The sequence below is a fragment of the Sphingomonas sp. OK281 genome, from assembly GCF_900115295.1.
In the GTDB taxonomy this organism is placed as follows: domain Bacteria; phylum Pseudomonadota; class Alphaproteobacteria; order Sphingomonadales; family Sphingomonadaceae; genus Sphingomonas.
The window spans coordinates 627,417-639,211 of record NZ_FOVZ01000001.1; the positions used below are offsets into that span (position 1 = coordinate 627,417).

The 11,795-nt window shown below is 63.4% G+C and carries 14 protein-coding genes; all 14 read left to right on the top strand.

Annotation, left to right across the window (positions count from 1 at the left end; genetic code table 11):
• Window positions 1–4 precede the first annotated feature (4 nt).
• The 14 genes from efp to nuoK all read left to right on the top strand — a co-directional run bounded on the left by efp (window position 5) and on the right by nuoK (window position 11,791).
• A complete protein-coding gene (gene efp, locus BM244_RS03005; RefSeq protein ID WP_093397280.1) occupies window positions 5–568 on the top strand; it encodes an elongation factor P in 564 nt (187 codons plus the stop codon).
• Window positions 569–732: 164 nt separating this feature from the next.
• Window positions 733–1,545, top strand: coding sequence for an inositol monophosphatase family protein (locus BM244_RS03010; protein ID WP_093397281.1), 813 nt, complete (start codon window positions 733–735; stop codon window positions 1,543–1,545).
• Window positions 1,546–2,126: 581 nt separating this feature from the next.
• Window positions 2,127–2,501 (top strand): NADH-quinone oxidoreductase subunit A, encoded by a 375-nt coding sequence (locus BM244_RS03015; protein ID WP_056048518.1) that lies wholly within the window; start codon window positions 2,127–2,129, stop codon window positions 2,499–2,501.
• Window positions 2,492–3,040 (top strand): NuoB/complex I 20 kDa subunit family protein, encoded by a 549-nt coding sequence (locus BM244_RS03020; protein WP_056058310.1) that lies wholly within the window; start codon window positions 2,492–2,494, stop codon window positions 3,038–3,040. Before BM244_RS03015 ends, BM244_RS03020 begins: the two co-directional genes overlap by 10 nt.
• Window positions 3,037–3,861: an NADH-quinone oxidoreductase subunit C gene (locus BM244_RS03025; protein ID WP_093397282.1), complete on the top strand. Its 825-nt coding sequence runs from the start codon at window positions 3,037–3,039 to the stop codon at window positions 3,859–3,861. The genes BM244_RS03020 and BM244_RS03025 overlap by 4 nt, the downstream gene beginning before the upstream one ends.
• Window positions 3,858–5,093: an NADH-quinone oxidoreductase subunit D gene (locus BM244_RS03030; protein ID WP_093397283.1), complete on the top strand. Its 1,236-nt coding sequence runs from the start codon at window positions 3,858–3,860 to the stop codon at window positions 5,091–5,093. The genes BM244_RS03025 and BM244_RS03030 overlap by 4 nt, the downstream gene beginning before the upstream one ends.
• Window positions 5,093–5,761, top strand: coding sequence for a complex I 24 kDa subunit family protein (locus BM244_RS03035; protein WP_093397284.1), 669 nt, complete (start codon window positions 5,093–5,095; stop codon window positions 5,759–5,761). The genes BM244_RS03030 and BM244_RS03035 overlap by 1 nt, the downstream gene beginning before the upstream one ends.
• Window positions 5,761–7,062 carry an NADH-quinone oxidoreductase subunit NuoF gene (nuoF, locus tag BM244_RS03040; protein WP_093398073.1) on the top strand — a complete coding sequence of 434 codons (1,302 nt, stop codon included), beginning with the start codon at window positions 5,761–5,763 and terminating at the stop codon, window positions 7,060–7,062. The genes BM244_RS03035 and nuoF overlap by 1 nt, the downstream gene beginning before the upstream one ends.
• Window positions 7,059–7,310: a hypothetical protein gene (locus BM244_RS03045; RefSeq protein ID WP_093397285.1), complete on the top strand. Its 252-nt coding sequence runs from the start codon at window positions 7,059–7,061 to the stop codon at window positions 7,308–7,310. Before nuoF ends, BM244_RS03045 begins: the two co-directional genes overlap by 4 nt.
• Window position 7,311: 1 nt before the next feature.
• A complete protein-coding gene (gene nuoG, locus BM244_RS03050; RefSeq protein WP_093397287.1) occupies window positions 7,312–9,306 on the top strand; it encodes an NADH-quinone oxidoreductase subunit NuoG in 1,995 nt (664 codons plus the stop codon).
• A complete protein-coding gene (gene nuoH, locus BM244_RS03055) occupies window positions 9,303–10,349 on the top strand; it encodes an NADH-quinone oxidoreductase subunit NuoH (protein WP_093397288.1) in 1,047 nt (348 codons plus the stop codon). The genes nuoG and nuoH overlap by 4 nt, the downstream gene beginning before the upstream one ends.
• Window positions 10,346–10,831, top strand: a complete 486-nt coding sequence (nuoI, locus tag BM244_RS03060; protein WP_055877898.1) for an NADH-quinone oxidoreductase subunit NuoI — start codon at window positions 10,346–10,348, stop codon at window positions 10,829–10,831. Before nuoH ends, nuoI begins: the two co-directional genes overlap by 4 nt.
• A 43-nt stretch (window positions 10,832–10,874) precedes the next feature.
• A complete protein-coding gene (locus BM244_RS03065; RefSeq protein ID WP_056048540.1) occupies window positions 10,875–11,486 on the top strand; it encodes an NADH-quinone oxidoreductase subunit J in 612 nt (203 codons plus the stop codon).
• A gap of 2 nt (window positions 11,487–11,488) precedes the next feature.
• The gene (nuoK, locus tag BM244_RS03070) at window positions 11,489–11,791 is read left to right on the top strand and encodes an NADH-quinone oxidoreductase subunit NuoK (RefSeq protein WP_175518104.1); all 303 of its coding nucleotides are present in this window, start codon (window positions 11,489–11,491) and stop codon (window positions 11,789–11,791) included.
• Window positions 11,792–11,795 lie beyond the last annotated feature (4 nt).

Below are 11,795 nucleotides of genomic sequence, written 5' to 3' on the forward strand. Positions count from 1 at the left end.
GGTCATGAAGATCAACGCGGTCGAGATTCGTCCCGGCAACATTCTTGAATATGAGGGTGGCATCTGGCGCGCCGTCAAGATTCAGCACACCCAGCCCGGCAAGGGCGGTGCCTATATGCAGGTCGAGATGAAGAACCTCATCGACGGCCGCAAGAACAACATCCGCTTCCGCTCCGCCGAGAGCGTCGAGAAGGTGCGGCTCGAGACCGTCGACTTCCAGTTCCTGTTCCGCGAAGGCGACATGCTCACCTTCATGGACAAGATCAATTACGAGCAGATCTCGCTCGACGCCGACATCCTGGGCGACGCCGCGGCGTTCTTGCAGGACGGCATGGACGTGGTGATGGAGCTCTGGGAAGAGCGGCCGATCTCGGTCCAGCTGCCCGACACGATCGAGGCGCTGATCGTCGAGGCGGATGCCGTCGTGAAGGGGCAGACCGCTTCGTCTTCGTATAAGCCTGCGGTGCTGGAAAACGGCGTCCGCGTGATGGTCCCGCCGCATATCGGTGCCGGCACGCGGATCGTGGTCGATGTTTACGAGCAGACGTACGTAAGGCGCGCGGACTAAGTTCTGCTCCCCCTCCCGCAAGCGGGAGGGGGCCGGGGGGTGGGCGCCCGCCCTCCACGTCGCGTAACGTACATAAGCGCGAACTACGTCGATGTTGCATGATGTCGACAGCGCGAGCCCACCCCCGACCCCTCCCGCCTGCGGGAGGGGGGAGATAGAATAAAATGGCTTCCCATTCCGGCATCATGACCGTCATCGAGCGCGCCGCGCGCAAGGCCGCGCCGCGTTTGCGTCGCGACTTCAACGAGGTCCAGCAGCTCCAGGTGAGCCGCAAGGGTCCGGCCGACTTCGTCAGCCAGGCCGACCAGCGCGCCGAGCAGACGATCTTTGAAGAACTGTCTCACGCCCGTCCCGACTGGGGCATGCTCATGGAAGAGCGTGGCGAGGTCGCGGGCGATCCCAACAAGCCGCGCTTCATCGTCGATCCCTTGGATGGCACGTCGAACTTCCTCCATGGCATCCCGCATTTCTGCATCTCGATCGCGGTCGAGGAGCCGATGCCTAACGGCAAGCGCGAAGTCACGACTGCGCTCGTGTATCAGCCGCTGACCGACGAAAGCTTCTGGGCCGAGAAGGGCCGGGGCGCTTGGCTTACCGACCAGCGTCTGCGCGTATCGTCGCGGCGTGATTTGTCCGAATCGCTGATCGCGACGGGGATCCCGTTCCTGGGACATGGCGACTTCGCGCAGTGGAGCCGGATTTTCGGTGCGGTTGCACCTGAGGTTGCGGGGATCCGTCGTCTGGGCGCTGCGGCGCTCGATCTGGCGTGGCTTGCGGCGGGGCGGTTTGACGGGTTCTGGGAATCGAACCTGAAGCCATGGGATGTTGCGGCGGGGATGTTGTTGGTGAAGGAGGCCGGCGGTTTCGTCACCGACTTCCGCGGCGGTGACCGCGCGATGGAGCGTAACGAGTTCCTCGCGGCGAACGACGCGCTGCACTCGCGTCTGCACAAGCTGGTGGCCGGCGCGCTGCGTTAAGGCGAATGCACGATCCTCCCCCGCAAGGGGGAGGTGGCTGGCGCTTGCCAGTCGGAGGGGGAGGTAAGGGAAACCTCTATTCCGCGTCCTCCCCTCCCGTCACCCTCGGTGCCACCTCCCCCTGGCAGGGGAGGATCGTGAGGTTGGACGGCTTCAGCGCGCAGTCCGTCATGCCGGCTTGTTCCGGCATCCATTCGCGCACAATCTGGTCCATCGTTTGTTTGCGGCGCCAGGGGACCTCGGAACTACTCGGTGTTGCCTAAAGCCGAAGTCAGCTTGTCTCCCCGCGGAGGCGGGGATCCAGACTGGGCTCCCGCCTTCGCGGGAGAACAAGAAGGAGGGAGCTGTCGTTTGAACGCGGAGTCGTCCTTGCTTCTCAGGGAGGCGCCGAACACGTCCGAGGTGACGGATCGGTATCGGCGACGCCATGGAGCGCAAACGCTCGTGCACGCGAAGTAACGCATGTTTCCCGCCACCCCGGCCCCTCCACTTGCGAGTGATTCTCACACCCTCCACGCCTTGCCCATCACCCCCCATCGGCCTAAAGCGGCCCCGTTCCGTTCGCACTTGCGAGAAGCAATTTGGTCGACCTGTCGCACTATCTTCCGATCCTCCTGTTCCTCGGGATCGCCATCGCATTGTCGAGCACGTTCGTGTTCCTGCCGATGGCCGTCTCGCGCCTCACCGGATCACACAAGCCTACGCCTGAGAAGCTCAGCGAATACGAGTGCGGCTTTCCCGCATTCGAGGATCCGCGTAGCCAGTTCGACGTACGCTTCTACCTGATCGCCATCCTCTTCATCATCTTCGATCTCGAGGCCGCGTTCCTGTATCCCTGGGCTGTCTCGGTCTTCACGCTCGGCTGGACCGCGTGGATTTCGATGATGATCTTTATCGGCGAATTGGCCCTTGGCCTCGTCTACGCATGGAAGAAGGGAGCACTCGATTGGGAGTAGAGCTTCAGCCCGCACCCGGTTCGCCCAGCTCGCTGGTGCCACCCGACCAGGGCTTTTTCGACGGATTGAACGGTGAGCTGACGGACAAGGGTTTCCTCGTCACGTCGACCGAGGAACTGTTCCAGTGGGCCCGTACCGGCTCGCTGTGGTGGATGACGTTCGGGCTCGCCTGTTGCGCGGTCGAGATGATCCACGTCAACATGCCCCGCTACGATCTGGAGCGTTTCGGCGCCGCACCGCGCGCGTCCCCGCGTCAGTCGGACGTGATGATCGTTGCCGGCACGCTCTGCAACAAGATGGCCCCGGCGCTGCGCAAGGTCTACGACCAGATGTCGGAGCCCAAGTACGTGATCTCGATGGGGTCGTGCGCGAACGGCGGCGGCTATTATCATTACAGCTACAGCGTCGTGCGTGGCTGCGACCGCATCGTGCCAGTGGACATCTACGTCCCCGGGTGTCCGCCGACCGCCGAGGCATTGCTGTACGGTATAATGCAGTTGCAGCGGAAGATCCGGCGGTCCGGGAGCATCGAGCGTTGAGGGCTCCCGCACCAGCTTACGCGTCGAACGACGGTGTGATCGACAGCGCCCGCGCGGCGCTCGGCGGCATTCTGCTCGACGCGGTCGACCATGTCGGCGAAGTCGCGCTTCATGTGCGTCGCGAAGACCTGTATGACGCGATGATCGCGCTGCGCGATACGCCGGGGCTTGCCTACCAGCAGCTCATGGAGATCGCCGGCGTCGACTATCCGGATCGCGCAGAGCGGTTCGAGGTCGTCTATTGCATGCTGTCGCTCACGCGGAATCACCGCCTGCGCGTGCATGTCGCGACCGACGAGGAAAAGCCTGTGCCGTCGGTTACGGACATCTGGCCGGTCGCCGGTTGGCTCGAGCGCGAAGTGTACGACATGTACGGCGTGCTGTTCAGCGGCAATCCGGACCTGCGCCGCATCCTGACCGATTACGGTTTTCGTGGTCATCCGCAGCGCAAGGACTTCCCGCTGACCGGGTATGTCGAATTGCGTTATTCGGAAGAGTCGAAGCGCGTCGTGTACGAGCCGGTGCAGCTTGCACAGGATTTCCGTACGTTCGATTTCATGAGCCCGTGGGAGGGCGCGAACTACGTACTTCCCGGCGACGAGAAGGGCGCATTGCCCGAGGCCAAGGGCGCGCCGACGCCGCTCAAGGCCGACACGATCATGAAGGCGGATGCCGCGCAGTCGCCTACTCAGGCGCCAAGCGAGCCAAAGAGCACCGAGTCGACCGCGCAGACGGGCGCCGGCAAGCCGGAGTCCGACGCGACTCCGAAGCCTGCGAACCCGGATGTCGTGCCGACGAAGGGTGGAGGACAGAACCAGTGAGTCTGTATGTCGAAGAGCTTCTGGGCGAAGCCGACGCAGCCGATCCGACGACCGGCGACGTCACGATCCAGAACTACACGATCAACTTCGGTCCGCAGCATCCGGCCGCGCACGGCGTGCTGCGGCTCGTCATGGAGCTCGACGGCGAAATCGTCGAGCGTGTCGATCCGCATGTCGGCCTGCTGCATCGCGGCACCGAGAAGCTGATCGAGTACAAGACCTACACGCAGGCGCTGCCGTATTTCGATCGTCTCGATTACTGCTCGCCGCTGTGCATGGAGCATAGCTGGGTGCTGGCGGTCGAGAAGCTGCTCGACCTCGAAGTGCCCGAGCGTGCGCAGTATCTGCGGGTGTTCTTCGCCGAACTGACGCGCATCTCGAACCACATGCTCAATCTGGGCTCGCACGTCATGGACGTCGGCGCGATGACGCCGAACCTGTGGCTGTTCGAGATTCGCGAAGACTGCATGAACTTTTTCGAGCGCGTCTCCGGCGCGCGCATGCATTCGAATTATTTCCGTCCGGGTGGCGTGCATCAGGACGCGCCGTTGAAGCTGCTCGCCGACATCGGCGACTGGCTCGACACGCGCCTGCCGCGGCTGTTCGAGGACGCGATCTCGCTCGTCGCGGACAACCGCATCTTCAAGCAGCGCAACGTCGATATCGCCGTGGTCAGCCGCGACGACGCGATCAAGTGGGGCTTTTCCGGTCCGATGATCCGCGGCTCGGGCATTGCCTGGGATCTGCGCAAGTCGCAGCCCTATGACGCCTATGCGAAGATGGACTTCGAGGTGCCGGTCGGCACGCGCGGCGATTGCTATGACCGGTTCATGGTGCGCGTCGAGGAAGTGCGTCAGTCTGCACGGATCATGAAGCAGTGCCTTCGTGACATGCCCGAGGGTCCGATCGCGTCGCTCGACCGCAAGGTCGTGCCGCCAAAGCGGGCCGAGATGAAGCAGTCGATGGAAGCGCTGATTCATCACTTCAAGCTCTATACCGAGGGCTTCCACGTACCCGCCGGCGACGTCTATGTCGCGACCGAAAGCCCCAAGGGCGAGTTCGGCGTGTATCTGGTCGCCGATGGTTCGAACAAGCCGTACCGCTGCAAGATCCGCCCGACCGCGTTCTCGCATCTGCAGGCCATGGACTTCATGGCGAAGGGCCACATGCTGGCGGATACGACCGCGATCCTCGGTGCGATGGATATCGTTTTTGGTGAATGTGACCGCTAATGGCTGAAGCTCCGAAAATTCCCGACGAGGCCGAGACCCGCGCACGCTGGGGCTCGTTCGCGTGGACGGACGAGAACCAGGTGAAGGCGAACGAGATCCTCGGGCGCTATCCCAAGGGTCGCGAGCAGTCGGCGTCGATTCCGTTGCTCGATCTGGCGCAGCGCCAGGTCGGCGCGGAAACGCGGACGCAGGGCTGGTTGCCGGTCCCGGTGATCGAGTTCGTCGCGCGTCAGATCAGCGTTCCGTACATGCGCGTGTATGAGGTCGTGACCTTCTACACGATGTTCAATCTGGCGCCGGTCGGTCGCTTCCACGTTCAGGTCTGCGGCACGACGCCGTGCATGCTGCGCGGGTCAGACGACGTTCTGGCCGCCTGCAAGAACCGCGGACTGGTCAAGGGTGGCACGACGCCAGACGGCATGTTCACGCTGACCGAGGTCGAGTGCCTGGGCACGTGTGCGAACGCGCCGATGGTGCAGATCAACGACGATAACTTCGAAGACCTCGATTACGACAAGACGACCGAGATCCTCGAGGCGCTGGCCAATGGCGGGCACCCGACGCCGGGTCCGCAATTCGGTCGCCGCGCAAGCTGCCCCGAAGGCGGCCCGACCTCGCTGAAGGCGATGGTCGACGCGAACCACGATTACCGGGGGGAGTGGGCCTGATGCTCGCCGACAAGGACCGCATCTTTACCAACGTCTACGGTTTCCAGCCGTGGAACATCGACGCGGCGATCATGCGCGGCGATTGGGACAATACCAAGGACCTGATGGCGCTTGGCCAGGACGCGATCATCGACGTGATGAAGGCGTCGGGGCTGCGCGGCCGTGGCGGCGCGGGCTTCCCGACCGGCACGAAATGGTCGTTCATGCCGAAGGAGCCGAAGCCGGACCGGCCGAACTTCCTCGTCATCAACGCCGATGAATCCGAGCCGGGCAGCTGCAAGGATCGCGAGATTATCCGCCACGATCCGCACAAGCTGATTGAGGGCGCACTGATCGCCGGGTTCGCGATGCGTGCGCGTGCCGCGTACATCTACATCCGTGGCGAGTATATCCGCGAGGCCGAGACGCTGTTCGCAGCCGTGGCCGAGGCATATGACCGCGGCTTCATCGGCAAGAACGCGTGTGGGTCGGGCTACGACTTCGACGTGTTCGTGCACCGTGGCGCGGGCGCGTACATCTGCGGCGAAGAGACCGCGATGTTGGAGAGCCTCGAGGGCAAAAAGGGCCAGCCGCGGCTGAAGCCGCCTTTCCCGGCAGGCGCCGGTCTTTACGGCTGCCCGACGACGGTCAACAACGTCGAGTCGATCGCAGTCGCGCCGACGATCCTGCGGCGCGGTGCGGCGTGGTTCTCGAGCTTCGGCGCGGAGAACAATCGCGGTACCAAGCTGTTCCAGATCAGCGGCCATGTGAACAAGCCGTGCGTAGTCGAGGAGGAGATGAGCATCTCGTTCCGCGACCTGATCGAGACGCATTGCGGCGGTATTCGTGGCGGTTGGGATAATCTGCTCGCGGTTATCCCCGGTGGCTCTTCGGTGCCGCTCGTGCCCGCCGCGCAGATCATGGACTGCGCGATGGACTTCGACGGCCTGAAGGCGGTCGGCTCGGGCCTCGGCACCGCGGCGATCATCGTCATGGACAAGTCGACCGACATCGTCCGCGCGATCAGCCGCATCTCGTACTTCTACAAGCATGAGAGCTGTGGCCAGTGCACGCCGTGTCGCGAGGGCACCGGCTGGATGTGGCGCGTGATGGAGCGGATGCGCACCGGCGACGCCGAACTGTCCGAGATCGACATGCTCCAGCAGGTCACCAAGCAGGTCGAGGGCCACTCGATCTGTGCGCTCGGCGACGCAGCCGCATGGCCGATCCAGGGCCTGATCAAGCATTTCCGCCCAGAGATGGAACGCCGTATCCGTGAGCGCGGTGGCGATCTGAACCCGATGATGGAGGCCGCGGAATGACCGATGACCGTGCCGACTTCATGCTGGAAATACTGAAGAAGATCCAATCGGACGTCTCCATGGGGCGTCGCGAACAGACGTCGCAGAGCACGCGTTTGCTGGCGATGGAAGATCATCAGCGTGGCATGATCACGTCGTTGATGGGCGTCGTCACGTCCATTCACGGCGTCGAAGTCGACGTCGCGCATCTGAAGGACCGGGTCGATCGCATCGAGCGTCGCCTTGGCCTGACCGACACGGAACACTGATATGCCCTTAGTCAAAGTCGATGGCGTAGAGATCGAGGTGCCGCAGGGTGCCACCGTGCTGCAGGCGTGTGAGCTTGCCGGCAAGGAGATCCCGCGTTTCTGTTATCATGAGCGGCTGAGCATCGCTGGCAATTGCCGGATGTGCCTAGTCGAGGTGAAGCCTGGTCCGCCCAAGCCGCAGGCGTCGTGCGCGCTGCCGGCGGCGGACAAGCAGGAGATCTTCACCAACTCGCCGATGGTCAAGAATGCCCGCGAGGGCATCATGGAATTCCTGCTGATCAACCATCCGCTCGATTGCCCGATCTGCGATCAGGGCGGCGAGTGCGATCTGCAGGACCAGTCGGTCGCGTACGGCCGCGGCCATTCGCGCTATGACGAGAACAAGCGCGCGGTCACCGAGAAGTATATGGGGCCGATCGTCAAGACGGTCATGACCCGCTGCATCCAGTGCACGCGCTGCATCCGGTTCGCCGAGGAAGTGTCCGGCGTCGAGGAGATCGGTGCGATCTTCCGCGGCGAGGACATGCAGATCACCTCGTATCTCGAGAATGCGGTCAAGAGCGAGCTCTCCGGCAACGTCGTCGATCTGTGCCCGGTCGGTGCGCTGACGTCGAAGCCGTATGCGTTCGAGGCGCGCCCTTGGGAATTGCGCAAGACGCTGACGATCGACGTGATGGACGCGGTCGGCACCAACATCCGGCTCGACAGCCGTGGTCGCCAGGTGCTGCGTTGCGTACCGCGGATCAACGAGGATGTGAACGAGGAGTGGGCGACCGACAAGACGCGCCACGCGATCGATGGTCTCGTGCGTCGTCGCCTCGACAAGCCTTATGTCCGGGTGAACGGCAAGCTGGTTCCCGCGACGTGGGACGAAGCGTTTGCGGCGATCAAGGCTGTGAACGCCGGGTCGAGCGTTGCGGCTGTCGCCGGCGATCTGGTCGATTGCGAGACTATGTACGCCGCCAAGGCGCTGCTCGCGAAGATGGGGTCGAGCCTGCTCGAAGGCCGTCAGACCGGCATGGACTATGACGCGACGAGCATCGCCGCGGTCAATTTCAACACGACGATCGCCGGCACCGAGCGTGCCGACGCGATCCTGCTGGTGGGCACCAACCTGCGCTGGGAGGCGCCGCTGGTGAACACGCGGGTGCGCAAAGCGATCAAGAAGGGCGCGAAGGTGTTCGCGATCGGGCCGGAGACGGACCTGACGTACAAGGTCGAGTGGCTCGGCGACGATCTGGCGCTGCTTGGCGCTCTGCCCGAGGCGGTGACCGAGGCTTTCGGCAAGGCCGAGCGTCCGATGGTGATCGTCGGTGGCGGCGCGCTGAAGGGCGGCCATGCGGCTACGCTGAAGCTCGTCGATACACTGGGTCTCGTGAAGGCGGACTGGAACGGCTTCAACGTCGTCCACATGGCGGCCTCGCGGATGGGTGGGCTGATGCTCGGCTACGCGCAGAAGGGCGGCATCGCCGACGTGATGGGGGCGAAGCTCGGCTTCTTCCTCGGCGCGGACGAGGTCGATTATTCGCAGTTCGCCGGTTTCAAGGTGTTCGTGGGGCATCACGGCGACAAGGGTGCGGCTGCTGCCGACGTCATCCTGCCGGGTGTCACCTATGCCGAGAAGTCGGGCACGTGGGTCAATCTCGAGGGCCGTGTGCAGCGCGGCGAGCGTGCGGTGTTCGCACCCGGCGACGCACGTGACGACTGGTCGATCTTCCGCGCGCTGTCCGACACGCTCGGCCACACGCTGCCGTTCGACAGCTTCGAGGGTCTGCGCGAGGAAATGTACGCGGACGTGCCTGCGTTGCGTCATCAGGCGCTCGCGACGTTCGAGTGGAACCCGCCTTCGCTTAGCGGTGAAGGGCAGGGTGTCCTCGCCGGCTATCCGATCAAGGACTTCTACCTGACCAATGCGATCTGCCGTGCGTCGCCGACGATGCAGCGCTGCTCGGCCGAACTTCTCCACGGAGAAGATTACGCGGAGGCAGCCGAATGATCTCCTGGTTCGAATCCTCGCTCGGTTACGACTGGGCTTTCTTTCTCGCGACGATCATCGACATCCTCGTGATCGCGCTGCCGCTGATGCTGGCGGTGGCGATGATCATTTATGCCGATCGCAAGATCTGGGCGGCGATGGCGTTGCGGCGTGGTCCCAACGTCGTCGGGCCGTTTGGTCTGTTGCAGAGCTTTGCCGACGGCCTGAAGGTGTTCCTGCAGGAGACGATCGTCCCCGCAGCCGCCAACCGCACGCTGTTCCTGCTGGCACCGATCATCACCTTCACGGTCGCGCTGATCGTCTGGGCGGTAGTGCCGTTCGGGGTCGGCGTCGTGCTCGCGGACATCAACGTCGGCTTGCTCTACGTGCTCGCGGCCTCGTCGCTCGGTGTGTACGGCATCATCCTGTCGGGCTGGGCGTCGAACTCGAAATACCCATTCTATTCGGCGCTTCGTGCGGCCGCGCAAATGGTGTCGTATGAAGTCGCGATCGGCTTCATCCTGATTTCGGTCGTGCTGTGGACCGGCAGCTTCAACCTGTCGGCGATCGTGATGGCGCAGAAGTCGCACGTCTGGTTCTTCAACGGGTACATCCTGAACCCGCTGATGTTCCCGATGGCGGTTATGTTCTTCATCTCGTCGCTGGCCGAGACGCAGCGCGCACCGTTCGATCTGACCGAGGCGGAGAGCGAGCTCGTCGCCGGATACCAGACCGAATATTCGTCGATGTCGTTCGCGCTGTTCTGGCTCGGCGAGTATGCCAACGTGCTGCTGATGTGCGCGCTGAACGCGACGCTGTTCTGGGGCGGCTGGCTGCCACCGGTCGACTGGGCGCCGCTCTATTACGTGCCGGGGATCATCTGGCTGTTCGCCAAGATCCTGTTCTTCTTCTTCCTGTTCAGCTGGGTGAAGGCGACCGTGCCGCGGTATCGTTACGATCAGTTGATGCGGCTCGGCTGGAAAGTCTTCCTCCCCGTCTCGCTGTTCTGGGTTTTCCTCGTGTCGGGCTATCTCATGCTGACGCGCGTTGGAGTGAGTTCATGAGCGTCGCTCAGATCATCAAGTCGTTTACCTTGTGGGAATTCGTGAAGGCGCACGCGCTGACGCTTCGCTATTTCTTTAAGGAAAAGGCGACGATCAACTATCCGTACGAGCGCAATCCGGTGTCGCCGCGATTCCGAGGCGAACATGCGCTGCGTCGCTATCCGAACGGCGAAGAGCGCTGCATCGCGTGCAAGCTGTGCGAGGCCGTATGCCCTGCGCAGGCGATCACGATCGAAGCCGAGCCGCGTGACGACGGTTCGCGCCGCACCACGCGCTACGACATCGACATGACCAAGTGCATCTACTGCGGCCTGTGTGCCGAGGCATGCCCGGTCGATGCGATCGTCGAGGGGCCGAACTACGAGTTCGCGACCGAAACGCGCGAAGAGCTGATCTATGACAAGTCGAAGCTGCTCGATAATGGCGACCGTTGGGAAAGCGCGATCGCGGCGAACCTTGCCGCCGATGCGCCGTACCGTTAATGGCGCGCTCATTCTTCTCGTGGGCGTCTAAGGGGCCGCAATCGTGATTCAGGCCTTAGCCTTCTACCTCTTCGCCTTCGTCGTCGTCCTGTCTGGCGCGCTGACGATCGCGTCGCGCAACCCGGTCCATTCGGTGATGTGGCTGATCCTTGCGTTCTTTAACGCGGCCGGCCTCATGATCCTGGTCGGCGCCGAGTTCATCGCGATGCTGCTCGTCATCGTCTATGTCGGTGCGGTCGCGGTGCTGTTCCTGTTCGTGGTCATGATGCTCGACATCGACTTCACCGAGTTGCGCGCAGGCGTCGCCCGGTATTTCGGGATCGGCCTCGCGCTCGCCGTCGCGCTTGCCGCCGAGGTGATGATCGCGATCGGGGCTTGGAGCACCGGCCCGATCCAGCTCGCGCGTCGTGCCGCGCCGATCGACGACACCGTGCCGAACATCCAGGCGATCGGTAACCTGCTCTACACGCGCTATCTGTTCGTGTTCGAGGGTGCCGGCCTGGTGCTGCTGGTCGCGATGATCGGGGCGATCGTGCTGACCCACCGCCAGCGTGGCGGCGTCAAGGCGCAGAACATCAGCCGCCAGAACGCGCGTCGTCCGCAGGACGCCACGCGCAACACGAGCCCGGTCGTCGGGCAGGGAGTCGAACTGTGACGATCGGTCTCGTCCATTATCTGGTCGTTGCGGCGATCCTGTTTACGATGGGGGTGCTCGGCATCTTCCTGAACCGCAAGAACCTCATCGTCATCCTGATGGCGATCGAGCTGATCCTGCTGGCGGTGAACATCAATCTCGTCGCGTTCTCGGCGTTCCTCCACGATCTCGTCGGACAGGTGTTCGCGATGTTCGTGCTGACGGTCGCCGCGGGTGAAGCCGCGATCGGCCTCGCCATTCTCGTGATCTATTTCCGCGGTCGCGGCACCATCGCGGTCGACGACGTCAACCGGATGAAGGGGTAATACG